Source organism: Mesorhizobium sp. M0011, assembly GCF_040324155.1.
Lineage (GTDB): Bacteria > Pseudomonadota > Alphaproteobacteria > Rhizobiales > Rhizobiaceae > Mesorhizobium.
This window is the reverse complement of the sequence record NZ_JAMYVQ010000011.1, coordinates 53,296-71,729: the sequence shown is the minus strand read 5'-3', so window position 1 is coordinate 71,729 and position 18,434 is coordinate 53,296. Positions and strand designations below refer to the sequence as shown.

The 18,434-nt window shown below is 63.0% G+C and carries 15 protein-coding genes; all 15 read left to right on the top strand.

Translation table 11 applies throughout. The features are described from left to right. The first annotated feature begins 32 nt into the window (after positions 1 to 32). The 15 genes from NKK51_RS14800 (at position 33) to NKK51_RS14730 (ending at position 18,409) form a co-directional block, all read left to right on the top strand. Positions 33 to 1,001, top strand: coding sequence for a LysR family transcriptional regulator (locus tag NKK51_RS14800; protein ID WP_352553562.1), 969 nt, complete (start codon positions 33 to 35; stop codon positions 999 to 1,001). A 290-nt stretch (positions 1,002 to 1,291) separates the two neighbouring features. Continuing rightward, entirely contained in the window at positions 1,292 to 2,269 is a 978-nt protein-coding gene (gene coxB / locus NKK51_RS14795) for a cytochrome c oxidase subunit II (protein ID WP_281040870.1), read from the top strand. Next, positions 2,266 to 4,794, top strand: coding sequence for a cytochrome c oxidase subunit I (ctaD, locus tag NKK51_RS14790; protein WP_352553560.1), 2,529 nt, complete (start codon positions 2,266 to 2,268; stop codon positions 4,792 to 4,794). Before coxB ends, ctaD begins: the two co-directional genes overlap by 4 nt. Positions 4,795 to 4,801: 7 nt before the next feature. After that, positions 4,802 to 5,176, top strand: coding sequence for a hypothetical protein (locus tag NKK51_RS14785; RefSeq protein ID WP_127294296.1), 375 nt, complete (start codon positions 4,802 to 4,804; stop codon positions 5,174 to 5,176). After that, on the top strand, positions 5,173 to 5,793 hold the full coding sequence (locus NKK51_RS14780) for a cytochrome c oxidase assembly protein (protein ID WP_245486037.1): 621 nt from the start codon (positions 5,173 to 5,175) through the stop codon (positions 5,791 to 5,793). The genes NKK51_RS14785 and NKK51_RS14780 overlap by 4 nt, the downstream gene beginning before the upstream one ends. Before the next feature lie 41 nt (positions 5,794 to 5,834). Next, entirely contained in the window at positions 5,835 to 6,875 is a 1,041-nt protein-coding gene (locus tag NKK51_RS14775) for a c-type cytochrome (RefSeq protein ID WP_352553559.1), read from the top strand. Positions 6,876 to 6,912: 37 nt separating this feature from the next. Further along, entirely contained in the window at positions 6,913 to 8,247 is a 1,335-nt protein-coding gene (locus NKK51_RS14770; protein ID WP_352440680.1) for a PQQ-dependent sugar dehydrogenase, read from the top strand. A 38-nt stretch (positions 8,248 to 8,285) separates the two neighbouring features. Continuing rightward, positions 8,286 to 8,525: a hypothetical protein gene (locus NKK51_RS14765; RefSeq protein ID WP_352553557.1), complete on the top strand. Its 240-nt coding sequence runs from the start codon at positions 8,286 to 8,288 to the stop codon at positions 8,523 to 8,525. Positions 8,526 to 8,759: 234 nt separating this feature from the next. Then, positions 8,760 to 9,740, top strand: coding sequence for an AraC-like ligand-binding domain-containing protein (locus NKK51_RS14760; protein WP_023808993.1), 981 nt, complete (start codon positions 8,760 to 8,762; stop codon positions 9,738 to 9,740). 103 nt (positions 9,741 to 9,843) lie between these two features. Continuing rightward, on the top strand, positions 9,844 to 11,871 hold the full coding sequence (locus NKK51_RS14755) for a hydantoinase/oxoprolinase family protein (RefSeq protein WP_023808992.1): 2,028 nt from the start codon (positions 9,844 to 9,846) through the stop codon (positions 11,869 to 11,871). A gap of 3 nt (positions 11,872 to 11,874) precedes the next feature. Next, a complete protein-coding gene (locus tag NKK51_RS14750) occupies positions 11,875 to 13,842 on the top strand; it encodes a hydantoinase B/oxoprolinase family protein (RefSeq protein ID WP_352553555.1) in 1,968 nt (655 codons plus the stop codon). A gap of 136 nt (positions 13,843 to 13,978) precedes the next feature. After that, complete coding sequence (locus NKK51_RS14745; protein ID WP_352553553.1) at positions 13,979 to 14,830, top strand: FAD binding domain-containing protein; 852 nt, start codon at positions 13,979 to 13,981, stop codon at positions 14,828 to 14,830. Further along, positions 14,827 to 15,324: a (2Fe-2S)-binding protein gene (locus NKK51_RS14740; protein WP_352553551.1), complete on the top strand. Its 498-nt coding sequence runs from the start codon at positions 14,827 to 14,829 to the stop codon at positions 15,322 to 15,324. The genes NKK51_RS14745 and NKK51_RS14740 overlap by 4 nt, the downstream gene beginning before the upstream one ends. Beyond that, complete coding sequence (locus NKK51_RS14735; protein ID WP_352553550.1) at positions 15,317 to 17,665, top strand: xanthine dehydrogenase family protein molybdopterin-binding subunit; 2,349 nt, start codon at positions 15,317 to 15,319, stop codon at positions 17,663 to 17,665. The genes NKK51_RS14740 and NKK51_RS14735 overlap by 8 nt, the downstream gene beginning before the upstream one ends. A gap of 12 nt (positions 17,666 to 17,677) precedes the next feature. After that, complete coding sequence (locus NKK51_RS14730; protein ID WP_352553548.1) at positions 17,678 to 18,409, top strand: LamB/YcsF family protein; 732 nt, start codon at positions 17,678 to 17,680, stop codon at positions 18,407 to 18,409. The last annotated feature ends 25 nt before the right edge of the window (positions 18,410 to 18,434 follow it).

The following is an 18,434-nucleotide window of genomic DNA, read 5'->3' as shown; positions in this document are numbered from 1 at the left end:
GGAACATTCGCTATTTAATGTAACAAAGAGCCATGAATCTGACCATTCGGCAGTTGCGCTATGTCTGCGAAGTCGCCCGCCTTGGCAGCGTGCTGGCGGCCTCCAGATCGCTCTACATCTCGCAATCCTCCATCCTCGGGGCGATCACTCTGGCCGAGGCCGGGATGGGGGCGCGCATTTTCGACAGGCGGCCGGCGCGCGGCGTCTCCATCACGCCGGCCGGCCAACGCTTCGTCGCCGCCGCCCGCATCATGCTGGCGGCGGAAACGGAGTTCAACCGGTCGATCGGAGACCTCAACGGGCGCGTGCCGAAGGTCCTGCGCATCGGCTGCTTCGAGCCGTTCGGCGCGCTGTTCATGCCGGAGATGCTGCGCAGCTATCTCGACAGCGTCGGCGATGTCGAGATCGACCTTGTCGAGGCCGACCAGGTCCAGTTGCAGGAACGGCTTGTCGCCGGCCAGATCGATCTGGCCATTCTCTACGATATCGGTCCAATCGGTATCGACAGCGTCATCCGCATCTGCAAGGTACCGGCGCATGCCGTGCTCAATGCAGACGATCCCCTTGCCGCGCGCGACGGCATCTGGCTGGCGGAACTGGCGGCACGTCCGCTGGTGCTGCTCGACCTGCCGCACACGGCGACCTATCTCCTGACCCTGTTCGACGTGCTGGCGAAACGGCCGGAGGTGCGCTTTCGCACGCGCTCTTACGAAACGGTGCGCTCGGCCGTCGCCTCCGGCTTCGGCATGGCCGTCCTCAACATGCGGCCGATCGGCCGCGCCACCGCCGATGGCGAGGAGATCGTTCGAAGACCAATCCTCGATGAACTGCCGCCACCGACGCTGATCGTCGCCGACATGTACGGTTCGGCAAAGCCACTCTTCGTGCGTGTCTTCATCGACATGTTCCATCGCTTTTTCAGCGCGGTGGGCCCTTCGGGCTTTTCGGTGACGACGCCGGAGCGCGAACCTTTTCTACTGGTCGCCAGGGAGGATGGCTGAGCCGCCCCCTTGGCGTTGCGGACATTTACAGGACTGGCGTTGCAACCGCGCCGGAGGCGCGGGTTCCGGATCGAGATGTTCGAGATCGACGGCCGGCTCGGCGAAGCCTACCGGCGCGACAAATGACGAAGCCGGCGCATAGATTGCATGAGCACTGGCCGTTGCCGCTAAACTGAAGTTTTGGCGCAACCACTCGGTTGCGGGCGCGTTTGTGAGCAAGGGCATCGATTGGAGGGATAGATTCGTCAACAGTTCCAAGCAAAAGCGCCCGAATTACGAAACTCGCTGCGGTGCGCTGGCTCGCGCTGTGGTTATGCTTGGGAACCTGTTCCAGCTGCTCGGGAGCCCAGTCGGCGCTTGATCCGGCTGGAGAGGAAGCGCGCCAGATCGCTGACCTTTTCTGGCTCATGGCCATTGCTGGCGGTTTTATCTGGCTGACGGTCATCGGTCTTCTGGTCCACGCGACGCGTCATGAGCGCACTCCCATAGACGAGCGTATTGCAAGCCGGCTAATTTTCTGGGGCGGGGCAGCCATTCCTTCGCTACTCCTCTTTCTCTTGCTAGGCTATGCGCTTTGGTTGATGCCTGGACTGAGACCTTTCGCACGAGCCGGCGAAGCCAATGGTCTCAGGATCGAAGTGACCGGTGAGCAATTCTGGTGGCGGGTCGCCTACCACCCGGCTGACGGCGGAGTTCCTATTCTTTCCGCCAACGAGATCAGGCTGCCGGTTGGCGAGCGCGTCGAGTTCTTGCTGAAAAGCACCGACGTCATCCATTCCTTCTGGATTCCCGCGCTCGGTGGCAAGATGGACATGATCCCGGGTCGCGTGAATCGGCTCTCGTTGCTGGCTACCAAACCTGGCACCTACCGCGGCCCTTGCGCGGAATATTGCGGGACCTCGCACGCGCTGATGACCTTCACGGCCGTCGCCATGCAGCCCGCTGCCTTCCGGGAATGGCTGGCTGTGCGGGCGAACCCTTCGCCCGGCGCATCCTTGCCCGGACGCGACATATTCCTTCGCAACGGCTGCGGCGCGTGCCACCGCGTTGCGGGCACACAAGCTGAGGGTGGTGTCGGCCCGGATCTCTCGCATATGGGTTCGCGGGGAACGATTGGTGCCGGCGTTTTGCCCACCGACGATGAGGCCGTTCGTAGCTTCATCGCCCATCCGCATTTGATCAAGCCGGGTTCGAAGATGCCCGACTTCAACATGTTGCCCCAACAGGACATCGCCGAAATCGCCTCCTGGCTGAAGGGGCTCGAATGACAACCCTCAAAGCCCGCATCAAGCGAAACGCCTTGCCCTCCGCAGAGAAGATCGAGGAAGAACAGCTGCGCCTCGTCTGGAAGACGCCGATCGGCTGGCGTTACTGGACTTCGGTCAACAATACGCAGGTTGGCCTCTGGTACGGGGGTGCGGCCTTTGCCTTCATGCTGTTTGGCGGCGTGCTGGCGCTTCTTGTGCGCACGCAACTCGCGGTTCCGGGAAACAATTTCCTCTCTGCCGACTTCTATAACCAGGCCTTCACGCTGCACGGCACCGTGATGATGTTCCTGTTTGCCGTGCCCATCTTCGAGGCCGTCGCCATCTTTCTGCTGCCGCCAATGCTCGGTGCGCGTGAACTGCCATTTCCCCGTCTCGGCGCCTTCGGCTTCTGGAGCTTTCTGATCGGCGGTGTCTTCGTTTGCGGTTCGATCTTCTTCGACGCCGCTCCCTCTTCAGGCTGGTTCATGTATCCGCCTCTTGCCACTGACAAGGCATATTCCGGCATTGGTGCCGACATCTGGCTGCTGGGCCTCTCCTTTATCGAAGTCGCCTCCATTGCTGCGGCGGTCGAACTGATCGTCGGCATCATGAAGTGCCGCGCGCCGGGCATGCGCATCAACCTAATGCCACTGTTCGCCTGGTACCTGCTGATCGTCGCGGGCATGATCCTATTCGCTTTTCCGCCGCTGATCGCCGGCGACATCTTGTTTGAGATGCAGCGCATGTTCGACTGGCCGTTCTTCGACCCGACGCGGGGCGGCGACCCACTGCTGTGGCAGCACCTGTTCTGGATCTTCGGGCACCCCGAGGTCTACATCATCTTCTTGCCCGCCATCGCGCTGATGGCGATGATCGTGCCAACCTTTTCGCAACGTCCGATCGTCGGCTATTCCTGGATCGTGCTTGCCGCTGTCGGCACCGGCTTCCTATCGTTCGGCCTCTGGGTCCACCACATGTTCGCGACCGGCCTGCCGCAGATCTCGCTGGCATTCTTCTCGGCCGCCTCGGAAGCGGTCGCGATTCCAACCGGCGTGCAGATCTTCGTCTTCATCGCCACCATGCTGGCCGGACGTGTCATCTTCTCGGTGCCGATGCTGTTTGGCGCTGGCGGGCTCGCTATCTTCGTCATCGGCGGGCTGACCGGCGTGATGGTCGCGCTCGTGCCGTTCGACTGGCAGGCGCACGATACCTATTTTATCGTCGCACATCTGCATTACGTGCTGATCGGTGGAATGCTGTTCCCGCTGGTCGCCGGCGTTTACTATTACTATCCGCTGATCAATGCGCGGATGCTCTCGCCCCGTCTCGGGCGCACCGCCTTCTGGCTGATGTTTGCCGGCTTCAACGTCGCCTTCTTTCCGATGCATCTCAGCGGCCTGCGCGGGATGCCGCGCCGCGTCTTCACCTACCCCGAGGGGATCGGTTGGGACTGGCTGAATCTCATCTCCACGATCGGCGCCTATGTTTTCGCGGCAGGGGTGCTGGTGGTTGTCTTCGATGTTGTACGGCCGAAGCATCGCGAACCTCGCAGCGAGCAGAATCCGTGGAAGGCGGGCACGCTCGAATGGCTGAACGAGCCCGAGGAGAATTGGGGCGTTCGATCCATTCCGATCATCGAGAGCCGGTATCCGCTTTGGGACCAGGCGGATCTGATGCAAAAGGTCAATGAGGGCGCCTATTATCTTCGCAGTGCCAAGGAGAATCGCCGCGAGACGCTCATCACCTCGGTGCTCGACGCCCATCCGCTGCAGTGCCAGCGCGTGGCGACATCAACCACGATCACAATAATCTCGGCCGCATTGCTCGGCGGCGTCTTCGTCGCGCTCACCTTCGAACTCTGGATCCTTGCCCTATTGTCGGGCATCGGCACGCTCTCTGCCATTTTGTGGTGGCTCTGGACCGGCACCGGCGAAACCCCGGAAAAGAAGACCAAGGATGTCGGCCTTGGACTGCGCTTGCCGCTCTATGCCTCCGGCCCGGATTCTGTTGGCTGGTGGGCGATGTTCATTACGATGGTTGGCGACGGAACTGCCTTCGCCAGCCTCATCTTCGGCTATTTCTTCTACTGGACCATCCATCCCGACTTCACTCTGGGGCAGCCGGGTCCCGGTATGCGGTGGCCGATGATCGCGCTCTCTCTCTTCGCCGCCGCATGGGTCGCGATGCTTGGTGCGCGCCGACTGAACGCAAGCGGGTGGATCGACGGCGCACGCGTTGCGCTTGTTGCCGCGTTTCTGCTGACGCTTGCTGCCTCTGCAGCCGGTTTTGCCGGACCCTGGCAGCATGACATGCAGCCGACCGCGCATGTCTATCCGGCGATCGTCTGGATTCTCGTCATCTGGGCGCTTGCTCATGCCGCGGTCGGATCCGTCATGCAGCTCTATTGCCTTGCGCGCAGCCTCGCCGGTCGCCTGACGCGGGAGCACGACATGGAACTGCACAACGTCGCGCTCTACTGGCATTTTATGGCGATCACCGCTGTCATCACCTTCGCCGTCATCGGTCTTTTCCCTGAAGCGATGTGAGACGGTGATGCGCATCATTCCCAAAGAGGTCGAAACGCTCTGGACGCTCTTCACCGCGCCCGTGATCTGGGCCGGACATTTCCTCGCCTGTTACGCACTGGCCGCAATCTGGTGTGCAAAGCGCGGTGACCTCGGTTTCGCTGTCGTCCAGGCTGGCATAGTGGCTATGACGCTGGCGGCACTCGCGATGATCGTCTTGTCCGGGTGGCTCGCCTGGAGGCAGTGGGGCTTCGGCACGAACGATCCGCCGCACGACGATCCCACAGCGACGGACCGCAACCTCTTCCAGGGGTTTGCCACGCTGCTGCTTTGCGGCCTGAGCTTCGTCGCCGTGCTCTACGTGGCGCTGCCGCTGCTCTTCATCGACGGATGCTCCTCATGAGGACGGCAAGCCTGTTGCTGGGCTTCGTCACCCTCGCGCTGGTCTGGGCGGGACCGCTGCTCGATGCGTGGCGTGGCTCGTTCGCGGCCCACATGCTTGCCCACATGGGCGTCGTCGCGATCGCGGCGCCGCTGATCGCGATCGGTATTGCCAGGACGATACGCTCCGTGGCCACCGCCGCTCCCCTTATCGCCTCTCTCGTCGAACTGATTGTCGTCTGGGGCTGGCATGCGCCGGCTGCGCGCCAGTGGGCCGAGACATCGACCATCGCCACCATGATCGAGCAGGTGTCCTTCCTTGGCGCCGGACTGTTCCTGTGGCTGACGTGCGTGGCGCCGCGCAATTCCGATGCGCCGGCTAGGGACGCTGCCGGCGCCTTCGCGTTGCTCCTGACCTCCATCCACATGACGTTGCTTGGCGCGCTGCTCTCGCTCGCCTCGCGACCGCTCTATGGCCTCGGCGATGTGACGTGCTTCGGCCTCGTGCTCGGGGCGGGACAGGACCAGGCGCTCGGCGGCATCATCATGTTGATGATCGGCGCTGCCGCTTACCTCGCTGGAGGCGTCTTCCTGCTTGCCAGGCTCCTAGGCGGCAAAACCGAGAGGCTGGCCGGCTGATGCACGTCAACTGGAAACACTTGGCGATAGGCCTGGCGATTTTGCCGGTCGCCGTGCTTTTCGCGACCTGGATCGGCTTCTTCAACGTTGGCGCCTCGACCGGCCACTGGAAGGTGACCGAGTGGTTCCTCCACTTCGCCATGCGCTCGGCCGTACGGACATACGCACTCACGGTCAAGGTGCCGGACGAGCTGCCGCGCTACGCTATTCAGCCGGCTGCCGGCCATTTCGCGCGCGGCTGCGCCATCTGCCACGGCGCGCCCGGCGAACCGCGATCGCCCGCCGTCCTTGCGATGCTGCCGCAGCCGCCGGACCTTGTCGGTAAGGTCGGCGAATGGACGGACGCCGAACTCTTCCGCATCGTCCAGCACGGCGTGCGCTTCACCGGCATGCCGGCCTGGCCGACGCAGCAGCGCGACGATGAAGTCTGGGCGATGGTTGCCTTCCTGCGCGAACTGCCGATGATGGACCAGGCGCGGTGGCGCGACCTTGCTTATGGCAGTAGCGAACCGCCGACTGGCCAAACACGAGGCCTCGAACGCGCACTCGCCGACTGTACCCGCTGCCACGGCACGGATGGGCTCGGCCGGAGCCCCGCAACGCCCGTCTTGGCCTCTCAGCGCGAAACCTATCTTCTTGAAAGTTTGAGAGCCTACGCTGCCGGCCACCGCCAGAGCGGTGTCATGGGAATTTCTGTCACCGCTGTCGACCCTGCACTCCTCGCCGATCTCGCGCGGCATTTTTCCGCGCTGCCTGCGCCTGCAACGTCGACGCAACCGGACCGTGCCCGGATCGCGCGTGCCGATGAGATCGCGCGACGCGGCATTCCGGAGCGCGACGTTCCGGCATGCCTGGGTTGCCACGGTCGTCCGGACCGCAACCCCATCTATCCGGAACTGTCCGGACAGCCCGCCAAATACATTGCGACCCAGCTCGAGCTTTTCCGCGAGGAAAAGCGCAGCGGCACGCGCTTCGCCCATCTGATGCGCAACGCTGCTAAAAACCTCTCGGACGAAGATATTGCCGCACTGGCCGCCTATTTCGCGCAAATGTCGCGTGCCGCCGCAACCGGAACGCCCTGATGGCGTTACGTCACTGTCCCAATCTCGGGAATATCTGATGCGAAAAATTCTCGGCGTTTTACTCGTTATTGTCGCCTTCGTCGTAATCGCGGGGGCGAGCTTGTTCTTCTTCTCGCGCGAACAGGCCACCGTTCCGATCGAGCAGACCTACGGTCCAAACCCGACGCTCGCCGAACCCAATCCGACCTGGATACCCACGGTCCACGTTGCCGAGGCGACCCCTTGGCCCCAAGGCAAGATGCCGGTCGCCGCCCAAGGCTTCGCCGTCAACGAATTCGCTGGCGGCCTCGACCATCCGCGCTGGCTGCACGTGCTGCCCAATGGCGACGTGCTGGTCGCCGAAAGCAACGCGCCGCCAAAACCTGACGAAGGTTTTTCCATACGTGGCTGGTTCATGAACCTGTTCCAGAGCCGGGCTGGCGCCGAGGTGCGGAGCGCCAACCGTATCTCGCTGTTACGCGACGAGAACGGCGATGGCGTGGCTGAGACCAGGACAGCCCTCCTCAGCAGCCTCTTCTCGCCCTTCGGCATGACGCTGCTCGACGGCAAGCTCTATGTCGCCAATGCCGACGCGGTCGTCACTTTCCCCTATCGCGACGGCACCACCGAGATCACTGCTCCGTCCGAGAAGATCGTCGACCTTCCGGCCGGCCGCAATCACCATTGGACCAAGGACGTCATTGCCAGTCCGGACGGAACGAAGCTCTATGCCACCGTGGGCTCCAACTCCAATGTCGGCGAAAACGGCATGGAGGAGGAAGAAGGCCGCGCCGCCGTGCACGAAATCGACCTCGCGACGCGGCAGACGCGGCTCTTTGCGTCGGGTCTGCGCAACCCGAACGGCCTCTCCTGGAACCCTGAAAGCGGGGAACTCTGGGCGGTCGTCAACGAGCGTGACGAGATCGGCAGCGACCTCGTTCCCGACTACATGACATCGGTCAGGGATGGCGCCTTCTACGGCTGGCCCTACAGCTATTTCGGCCAACACATCGATGTCAGGGCGCAGCCACCACGTCCGGACCTCGTCGGCAAGGCGATCGTGCCCGACTACGCACTCGGGGCGCACACCGGGTCGCTTGGGCTCACCTTCAACACCGCCGACCTGTTCGGCCCGCACATGAAGAATGGCGCCTTTGTCGGCCAGCATGGTTCATGGAATCGCATGCCGCGAAGCGGCTACAAGGTGATCTTCGTGCCGTTTGCCGACGGCAAGCCGTCGGGGCCGCCACAGGACGTGCTCACCGGATTTCTGAGCAACGATGACAAGGCATTCGGCCGTCCGGTTGGCGTCGCCATCGACCGAACTGGCGCATTGCTGATCGCGGATGATGTGGGCAACAAGATTTGGCGGATTATCCCGGCGGCCGACTAGGCCGGCGCGTTGCTTCGGCGCGTGGAAGGGTTGGGCTCATGGGCCAAAACGACCGAGGAGCCGAGCGGATCGTTTTTGGCGAAACAGGGTTTCTCGGGGGACGATCGAGATGCCGATGGCGCTCGGTCTGGTTGGCGGCGCCACCAGACGCGTCCGCTGCCCACATCGCGCTCAAGATCCTCGGGGTGAAGGGTGCGCAGGAACTGGCCGAGGCGGCGGTGACCGTCGGCCTGGCACAGAACATGGCGGCGATCCCGGCGCTGGCCAACTTATCCTGAATGAGTGTGCGAGAAGAATGCATGGCTCCAAGTTGGCTTGCGGTTTGCGCGCCCAAGGCTGGTTTGATCAACTGCACACCAGGACCGTGACGATAATTGAAACCGTCGCGAGCTCCGGCCCTTGGGCCAAACGGCCACATAAGTTTATTCGTTTTTGACCAATACGCGCCGGCGGATTCCTGTAATCTTCAGAAAAACACCGGGCTAACCGGGGCCAACCAGAAAGGTCGGGGAATGAAATACGTCGTCGATACGATCGGCGGTCCCACAGGCGGTGATGCCTGGCAAGCCGCTGTTACCGAAGCCTATTTTCCGCTCGACACCGAGTATCGGAACCGTCGTGAATTTTCAGGCACGCTGGAAACCTTCTCGCTTGGGCTCGTCAGCGTGTCTAAAATGCGCTGCGATGCCGTAAGCTATCGCCGCCATCGCCGCCACTTCCTCAACGAACGTGACGCCAGCCTGCTCATCACCATCCCGGAGATGTCGGAGGTGAATTTCTCGCAAGGGTCGAGGACCGTCAATTGCGGTCCGGGGGGCTTCCTCGTTGAGAGGGGAGATGCGCCTTACGAATTCTGGCACGGTAAGCCAAACGCGCTGTGGGTCCTGAAGGTGCCGTCGTCGAGCGTTCGGGCGCGGATCGGGTCTGCCGAACGGCTCAGTGCGCTCAGTTTCGACGCAACCCAAGGCGTCGCCGCGCTCTTCCTTGACACGGTGCGAACCACGATCGGCCATGTCGATGAGATCACTGAAGTCGCTCGTGAGATGATGGGCAGGCACATCCTGGAAATGCTGTGCCTGTCGATCGTGAGCGACGATCGCGTGCTGGACAGCAGCATCTCGTCGATCCGGGCCGGCCATTTGCATCGTGCCGAGCAGTATATTCGCGACAATCTGAAGAATTCCGGCCTCGGCCCGCAGGCGGTGGCCGATGCCTGCGGGATTTCCCTGCGTTACCTGCAGGTTCTTTTTCAGGACAGCAATCAGTCGATCAACGGCTTCATCCGCGACGCCCGGCTTGAACTTTGCTCCGAGGAACTGATGTCGGTGACCAACATCAGCAGCGTTGCCGAGATTGCTTACCGCTGGGGCTTTGCCGACCAGTCTCAATTCTGCAAGCACTATCGGACGCGGTTCGGTTGCGCACCGACTGATACCCGTCGCGAAGCAGCTAACCGGGCAGGCCGCGCTTCGACCTCAAGAGAGCGGCACTAGACCCGGCGAAATCCGGGCCAATTCCATAATCTATTGCGACGTCGCCCCGGCAAGGGCGGCGAAAGCCGGGCCTTGCCCGCAAATATCCCGCGAAGGAACTGTCATGAGCAGAATAAGAGTTGCCGTCGATGTCGGAGGGACTTTCACCGACATCTGCATCATGGACGAAGATAGCGGCGCGATCCGCATCGAGAAGACCGCCTCCACGCCTGACGATCCCATGCAGGCGATCATGAATGGCGTGGAGCAGGGCCGCATCGATCTTTCGGAGGTGACGCTGTTCTCTCATGGTACGACGGTCGCCACCAATGCGCTGATCACCCGCCGCCTGCCACGCACCGCAATGGTCTGCACCGAGGGTTTCCGTGATGTTGTCGAGATCCGCCGCGCCAACAAGGAAGACCTCTGGGACACCTACAAGGATGTCGCCAAGCCCTATATCCCGCGCCGCGACCGGCTGACAGTCCGGGAACGGGTCAGTGCCGAGGGCACGATCCTGGAAGCACTGGACGAAGAGGCCGCTCACCGCGTCGCGGAAATTCTCGTCAAACGGCAGGTCAAGTCCATCGCCGTCTGCTTCATGAACTCCTATGTCAACGGCGCCAATGAGCGCCGTATGCGTGAGATTCTGAAGGAGGCCATGCCGGATCTGCCGGTTTCGATCTCCTCGGAGGTGATGCCGGAAATCTTCGAGCACGAGCGTTTTTCCACCACCATGGCCAACGCCGTCTGCGCCCCGGTCGTCGTCGACTACGTGTCGCGTCTCGGAGAAAAGCTTGCCGCGGCCGGATACAAGCGAGATCTCCTGTTGCTGCACAGCGGTGGCGGGGTCATGACACCCGCAAGCGTCAGGGATTTCTCAGCCCGGCTCGCAGGATCGGGCATCGCCGCCGGTGCGATCGCAAGCCGCTTCATCGGAAATCTCTGTGGCTTCCAGAACTCGATCGGCTTCGACATGGGCGGCACCAGCACCGACGTCTCGCTCGCATGGAACGGGGAGTCGCGCATCACAAAAGACTGGTACATCGAATTCGGATATCCGATCCGCTTCCCCTCCATCGAGGTGCTGACCATCGGCGCGGGCGGCGGTTCGTTGGCATGGCAGGACGAGGGCGGCAGCTTGCGCAACGGACCGCAGTCCGCCGGCGCCTTTCCGGGCCCGGCCTGTTACAAGAATGGCAACCGCACCGCCACCAACACTGATGCCAATGTCGTGCTCGGTCGTCTCGGCACCAGCCTTGCGGGCGGCAAGATCACGCTCGACCCCGCTCTGGCCGCCCAGGCGGTTCAGGAGACGGTGGCGGAACCCTTCGGCATGGAACTCCACCAGGCGGCTGAGGCGATCATCGCCGTCGCCAACGCCAATATGGGCAATGCCGTCCGGCTTCTCTCCATCAGCCGGGGCTATGACCCACGAGACTTTGCGCTCGTCGCATTCGGCGGTGCAGGCGCTTTGCACGGAGCGGCCGTGGCGAAGGAGCTTTCGATTCCAACCGTGATCGTGCCGCCCAATCCTGGCGTCACCTCCGCGCTCGGTTGCCTTCTCGTCGACGTGCAGCATGATTTCTCCGAAAGCTTCATGGCCGATGCTTCGACGGTCTCGCCCGCCGAGATGCAGACGGCCTTTGTTCTGATGGAAGAACAGGCGGTTGAGCGCCTGACCCATGAGGGCGTGGCGCGCGAAGACATGGCGCTGCAGCGTACGGTCGAGATGATGTACCAGGGCCAGTGGCGCTCGCTCGCGGTGTCAGCCCCGGCGCGGATCGAGAGCATCTGCTCGCTGATAGAGGCATTCCACAACGAGCACGAACGCGAGTTCAACTACCGCCGCGAAGAGGCGCCGGTGTCGATCTTCCGCATCGCGGTCAAGGCGATCGGCATCGTACCGAAAGCCGAGATGCCGCGGCATGAAGTCTTGCCGCACAAGCCACAGCCGGTCGGCCGCCGCGGCGTCTGGTTCGACGGCGTATCTCATGATGCGGCTGTCTATGAACGCGACCAACTCAGCGCCGGCGCTGCCTTTGCGGGACCCGCCATCGTCGAACAGTTCGATTCCACCACCGTGGTTCCGCCGGGAATGAGCGCCACCGTCGACGACTTCCTGAACATTCTCATCGTGACGAAAGGCTGAGACATGACAAAGCTGATTGAAACGAGCCCTGGCCTCGATCCGGTAACGTTCGAGGTGCTGAAAAACTCCTTCATCACCACCGTCGACCAGATGGCCGAACAGATGCTTCGCACCTGCTATTCCTTCGTCATCTACAACCGAGACTTTTCGAACGCCCTGCACGACGCCGATGGCAACTCCGTTGCCCAGGGCAACTACGACATCGCGGTCCATGTCGGCACACTGCACAACACATGCAAGGAGGTGATCCGGGTCTTCGAAGGCGATATGGCACCCGGTGACGTCTACGCAATCAACGATCCCTATGCCGGCGGTACGCATTTCAGCGATGTTCGGCTCGTCCGACCGATCTTCGATGAAGACAAACTGATCGGCTTCTCCCAGTCGAACGGACACTGGTCGGATCTCGGCGGCTCGGTGCCGGGTTCCTTCGACGTCACCGCCCGCGACATGTTTCGCGAAGGCCTGCGGATCACGCCGTTGCGCCTTTTCCAGCGCGGCCGCTTCTGCTCCGACGTCGCCAACATGATCGCGGCCAACACGCGCGATCCCGCGTCGATCATTGGCGACATCCATTCCCAGGCGCAGGCGACGCAGGCCGCCGAGCGCGAACTGTTGCGGCTGGTCAAGAAGTACGGACGCGGCCAGGTCATGCGCGGGATGGAGGAGGTTCAGGACTACGTCGAACGTGCCGTGCGAAAGCGTCTCGCGGAGCTGCCCGACGGCACTTGGGAGACGGTCGACTACATCGACCGGGATCTCGGTGCCGGCGAAGGCATGATCCCGATCCGCATCAAGATGACGATCAAGGGCGACACGATCCACTACGACTTTACGGGAAGCCATTCGACCATTGCCTCGATGTACAATTCCGCCCCGGGCGCGACCTTCTCGGCCGTGGTCGCCGGCATGAAAACCTTCTTTCCGGACCTCCCGCTCAACAGCGGATTTTACCGGATGATCGAGGTGACTGCGCCAAAGAACAGCATCGTCAGTGCGGAATGGCCGGTGGCGGTGACCGGGTTCCTGATGCCGTTCGAAAAGATCATGAACGCGATCTTCGAGATGTGGTCGAAGATCATGCCCGAACGCGCTATCGCCTGCGCCTTCAACCTCGAATATCTGCTGGCCGGGGGACGGGACGCGCGCAAACCCGAAAAGCCGATCTTCATGTTCTACGAATGGCTGCCGGGCGGTTGGGGCGGGCGCAACGGCAAGGATGGTGCCGATGTCACCACCGCCTGCTTCGGAACCGGGTTGATGTCGCAACCGAACGAAGGCAACGAACGGGTGAATCCGACTCGGACGGTCGAGTTCCAGATCAAGCAGGATTCAGCCGGGCCTGGCAAATGGCGGGGCGGCGTCGGCGTGCAGAAGACCTCGTTGCTGCTTGAGGCTGAAAATGCCGTCATGTCCTATATTTGCGACCGCGAGCGCGCTGTCGTCTGGGGTGTCGAAGGAGGCCTGCCGTCGATGCCCCACGGCTTGACCATGAAGCGCGCCGGAGAAGAGACCGAGATCTGGCTCGGCTCCGTATTCTCCGATTACTCCGTCCACACAGGCGACCAGTTCGCTCGTCCGACGGCCGGCGGCGGCGGTTTCGGCGATCCACTGCAGCGCGAGCCCCGCAAGGTGATGGAGGACGTGATCGACGACTACGTTTCCCTGGAGCGCGCCAAGACTGACTACGGCGTGGTGATCCGCGAAATCGACCGCGACCTGTGCCAGTACGAAATCGACGGGACGGCAACCGAAGCCTGCCGTGCCGACATCCGGGCGAAACGGAAGGACTGGGCACGCATGGATCCTGAGGAGGTCGCGCGCAAATATCGCTCCGGCGAGATCGATACGCTCGATGCGGTTCGGCACTATGCCGTGATCCTCCACTGGGAGACTGGCGAACTCCTCCCCAGAACCACCGCCCAGTTCCGTGAGAGCTTTGAGAAACGCACGGTCGCTCACTGGGCCTGAGCGCCAAAGAGCACGCCGCAGAGTTATCTGTTTTTTCGATACGATACTCAAAGAATTACTATTTCACAGGAGCCTAAAGCTGGAGCAACAATGCTGCAGCGCCGCGAAAGTTGGCTGCTTCCGAGGGGTATGACAGATGGCACCAAGCGTGGAACGATCGTTCACCGCAGCCAGCACGATTGAAGAGGCAATGGCCGCACGCCGGCAAGGCGCGGCGGTGCTTGCCGGCGGCACCTGGATGATGCGTGATCCACGGCGCGGGGTCGACCTTCCCGAGGCGGTGGTCGCACTCCACCGAATACCCGCCTTGTCCAAGGTCGAAATCGAACCGGACCATGTCGTGATCGGCGCAGCCGTTACCCATGCAGTCCTTGGCCGCGCGTTGCACGGGGCAGTGGGCTTCGAAGGTCTGGTTGCCGCGGCGGAGAATGCGGCCAATCCCGGCATCCGAAAGGTCGCCACCGTGGGCGGCAACCTTTGTGCCCTCGACTTTGCCGCCGCCGATCTCGCCCCTGCGCTTCTCGTCTGTGAGGCGGCGGTGGAACTGGAGACGTTCGAAGGCCCAAAACTTCTCGGCATTTCAGATTTCCTCAAAGACAGGCATACGCTGCTGGCCGAAGCGATTGTGACGAGAATTCATCTGCGCCGCGACCTTGTCGCAAGTGCTCATATCCGCCTGCCGCTTCGGAAAGCCGGCGACTATCCGGTCGCCATCGTCTCGCTTGCGGTAGACAAAGACAAACGATGTCGCATCGCCGTCGGCTCGGTGGAGCCGGTAGCGCGGCGCTGGACGGCGCTCGAACAGGCCATGGCGGCGGACTCGGCCTCTGCGTTCGATCCGGAACGCGCCGCCGGGCTTGCGCTGGAGCACAATGATTTTCAGGGCCGCGACGGCAAGGAGGCGGAGGGTTGGTACCGCCGCCAGGTTCTTCCGCCGCTGGTCAAACGCGGTGTTGCCGCACTTCTCAAGACTGGGGGCCTGGCATGACCGTGACATTCCAGCTGAATGGCGAGGACTGCCGCTTTGATGGCGATCCGATGACGCCGCTCGTCGACATCTTGCGGCAGGAACGATTCCTGACGGGGACCAAAGCCGTGTGCCGCGAAGGCTTTTGCGGCGCGTGCACGGTGCATGTCGACGACGAAGCGGTGCCGTCCTGCCTGAAGCCGATTGGCCTCGTCCAGGGATGCGCGGTGACGACCATCGAGGGATTGAGTTCCGGAAACCAGGCGCTGCACCCGCTCCAGGCCAATTTCGAGGCGGCCGATGCCGTGCAATGCGGCATGTGTTTTCCGGGAATGGTCATGAGCCTTTCGGCGTTCGTGCGTGACAATCCGCATGCGAGCCGTCCCGAAATCAAGGCGGCGATGGTCGGCAACATCTGTCGCTGCACGGGATATGAGCGGATAGTCGACGCCGTGGCCGACTGCCTCGACCAAGCGCGGATGGCTGGCCAGGTGGTAAGAGGCATCCATGTCTGAGCTGTCCGCCACGGTGATGAATCTTCCCCGCCGCGATGCGCAGGACAAGCTGCGCGGGCGCACGAGATACACCAACGACCGGGTTCGCCCCGACATGTTGCATGCCGTGCTGCTGCGGTCGACCGTTCCCGCTGGGCGGATCCGCAAGCTCGACGTTTCGGCAGCACTTCGCTGTCCTGGTGTGCGCGCGGTGGCGACCGGCGCCGACGCGCCAGGGCTCTACGGCATCGGCATTGCCGACCATCCGCTCCTGGCCATCGACATTATCCGCTATCATGGCGAGCCAATCGCCGTCGTTGCCGCCGAAACGGAGAAGCAGGCGCGGGCGGCGCTTGCGGTCATCGTGCTTGAGGTCGAGCCGCTGCCACCGGTGTCCACCATGGCCGAAGCGCTCCAGCCCGCCGCCCGTCTCGTCCACGAGGGCTGGCGCGGCTATGAGGTGATCACCGAGGGCGGTGCACGTGCCGGCAACATCGCATGGGAGGCAAAATCCAGCCGCGGTGACGTCGATGCGGCCTTCGCCCGCCCCGACATACGCATTGTCGAGAGCAGCTTTACCGTCGGCCGGCAGAACCATGTGCCCTTCGAACCGCGCGTTGCCATCGGCTCCTGGGAGGACGGCCGTGCTCACATACAGACCTCGACGCAGGTGCCTTGGACCGTGCGCAACGTCACCGGAAAGGTCATGCAGCTTCCGCCCGGGCGTGTGCGGGTCACAGTACCCCCTGTCGGCGGCGGGTTCGGCCTGAAATTCGATGCATCGATCGAGCCTATCACTGCACTTCTGGCGCGGATGACCGGGCGCACGGTGGTCCTGGAAAATACCCGGCAGGAAGAGATGGCAACCTGCCTCTGCCGCGAGAATGCGGAAATCCGCATCCGGTCCGCTGTCACTGCCGAAGGATACATCGCCGGGCGCGAGGCGGTCGTGCTGATGGACTGCGGCGCGTATGGAGGCGAACAGGTTTTTCTGACGACGATGACGGCGCACACGCTGGGCGGCAATTACAGGGTTGGCGCAACGCGGCTCGTCAGCCGCGCCGTATACACCAACACACCACCCAACGGTGCTTTCCGGGCTTGCAACGGCGTCTACAACACATTCGCTTTGGAGCGACACACCGACGAAATCTGTGATGCGCTAGGCTTCGACCCGATGGAGTTCCGGAAGAAAAATGTCCTGGGAGATGGTGATCTCGGTGCCACGGGCCAGGTTTTCGAGGCCGACGTGCTGGGTCCGATGCTCGATCGCATGGAGACACTGCGCGCCAGTACCGGTACATCAGAGGCCGAGGCCGACGGCAGGCTCTATGGTATTGCAACCACGGTCGGCACATGGTTCGTTTTCGTCGGGCCTTCGGCGGCGACGGTGAATTTGAACGCCGACGGCAGTGCAACACTGGTCACGTCGGGTGTGGAGATCGGATCTGGCACGATGGTGCAATCCCTGCCGCAAATCGTGGCCGGGCAACTCGGCCTCGCTCCCGACCAGGTGATCGTGCGCGAAGCCGACACCGATGCCGCCGGTCTCGATGTCGGCGTTGGCGGCGGACGAACCACCGTGTCCATCGGCGCGGCAAGTGTGGCTGCCTGCGCGGAAGTGCGGGAAAAGCTGCTGCGGACCGCCGGCGAGATGCTCCAGACCCGACCGGAAGACTTGGTGCTGCGGGATGGTCGTGTCGAGATCGCGGGACGTCCCGGTTCCGGCATGTCGATCCCCGCCGTCGTCGCCCATGCGCAGGCCACCACCGGCCCGATCACAGGAAGCGGAGCCTTTACCGCCAAGAACACTCCGGCAATGTCCGGCTGCGCCATGGGGCATTTCATCGATGCGCTCGACATCCCCGTCTTCGTTGTCCACGAGGCCGAGGTGGCGGTTGACCCGGACACCGGCCATGTCGAGGTGCTGGCCTATCGCGTGGTGCAGGATGTCGGCCGCGCACTCAACCCGCGCGCGGTCATGGGCCAGATACAGGGTGGTGTCGTGCAGGGTCTCGGCTACGCCCTGCATGAGGAGGTGACGATCACCGCCGACGGACGCATCGCGCAGGACGATTTCGAGACCTATCGCCTGCCGCTGGCGCAGGACGTGGTTCCGGTCGCCGCCGACCTCTACGAGGGCGCACCGTCGATGGGGCCGCTCGGCACCAAGGGCGCGGGCGAGGTCCCGATCCTGGCCGTGGGCGCGGCGATCGGCTGCGCTGTGGCACGCGCTATCGGCAAGCCGGTGCGGCAGCTGCCACTGACGCCGCCGCGCGTGCTTCGGCTGCTGCACGAGCGCGAACCCCCGCCGGAATTCCCGCACATCGCCCCCGGCTGGGCGTCGAACACTCTGGGCTGAGGCAAGCAAACCATGGTCACCCTGAACTGCGACATGGGGGAAAGTTACGGCAACTGGCGTTTCGGCGACGATGCCGGCATCATGCCTCACATCGATTGCGCCAACATCGCATGCGGCTTCCACGCCTCCGATCCATGGACGATGCTGAAGACCGTGCGGCTCGCGCTTTCGCACGGAAAGCAGGTTGGCGCGCATCCCTCCCTTCCCGATCGCGAGGGATTCGGCCGGCGCGAGATGAAACTTCAGCCGGAGGAACTGACAGCCGCCTTCCTCTACCAAATCGGTGCGCTGACAGGAATGCTGGCCGCCGAGGGCGGGCAACTCAGCCATGTCAAGCCGCACGGCATCATCTACGGCATGGCCGCGCACGACATGGACACTGCCCGGGCGATTGCCGCGGCGGTCAAGCCGTTCGGCGTCCCTCTCTTCGGCCTGGCGGGAACCTGTCACGAGACGGCGGCAGCCGAACTCGGCGTCGCCTTCGTGGGCGAGTTCTTTCCCGATCTTGCCTACGCTCCCGGCGGCAGCCTGATCATTCCGCGCGTCCAGTCGGCCATCGACCTGACGCTTGCCGAGCACCGCATGGTGGGGGCGCTTACCCGACGCGAACTCGTCACGACAGACGGTACGATCCGCCCGGTCGACTTCGACACCGTCTGCATCCACTCCGATCCTCCGAATGCGCGCGACGTCGCCGCGCTGATGCGGCGGATCATCGACACCCATTCCAACAGCCTGCCATGATTCATTCCCGAATCGTGAAAGCTCC

Excerpts from the sequence above, each read along its gene's own strand:
- NKK51_RS14800 (WP_352553562.1), top strand. The coding sequence starts at position 33 with ATGAATCTGACCATTCGGCAGTTGCGCTATGTCTGCGAAGTCGCCCGC.
- ctaD (WP_352553560.1), top strand. The coding sequence starts at position 2,266 with ATGACAACCCTCAAAGCCCGCATCAAGCGAAACGCCTTGCCCTCCGCA.
- NKK51_RS14785 (WP_127294296.1), top strand. The coding sequence starts at position 4,802 with ATGCGCATCATTCCCAAAGAGGTCGAAACGCTCTGGACGCTCTTCACC.
- NKK51_RS14780 (WP_245486037.1), top strand. The coding sequence starts at position 5,173 with ATGAGGACGGCAAGCCTGTTGCTGGGCTTCGTCACCCTCGCGCTGGTC.
- NKK51_RS14770 (WP_352440680.1), top strand. The coding sequence starts at position 6,913 with ATGCGAAAAATTCTCGGCGTTTTACTCGTTATTGTCGCCTTCGTCGTA.
- NKK51_RS14765 (WP_352553557.1), top strand. The coding sequence starts at position 8,286 with ATGGGCCAAAACGACCGAGGAGCCGAGCGGATCGTTTTTGGCGAAACA.
- NKK51_RS14760 (WP_023808993.1), top strand. The coding sequence starts at position 8,760 with ATGAAATACGTCGTCGATACGATCGGCGGTCCCACAGGCGGTGATGCC.
- NKK51_RS14755 (WP_023808992.1), top strand. The coding sequence starts at position 9,844 with ATGAGCAGAATAAGAGTTGCCGTCGATGTCGGAGGGACTTTCACCGAC.
- NKK51_RS14750 (WP_352553555.1), top strand. The coding sequence starts at position 11,875 with ATGACAAAGCTGATTGAAACGAGCCCTGGCCTCGATCCGGTAACGTTC.
- NKK51_RS14745 (WP_352553553.1), top strand. The coding sequence starts at position 13,979 with ATGGCACCAAGCGTGGAACGATCGTTCACCGCAGCCAGCACGATTGAA.
- NKK51_RS14740 (WP_352553551.1), top strand. The coding sequence starts at position 14,827 with ATGACCGTGACATTCCAGCTGAATGGCGAGGACTGCCGCTTTGATGGC.
- NKK51_RS14735 (WP_352553550.1), top strand. The coding sequence starts at position 15,317 with ATGTCTGAGCTGTCCGCCACGGTGATGAATCTTCCCCGCCGCGATGCG.
- NKK51_RS14730 (WP_352553548.1), top strand. The coding sequence starts at position 17,678 with ATGGTCACCCTGAACTGCGACATGGGGGAAAGTTACGGCAACTGGCGT.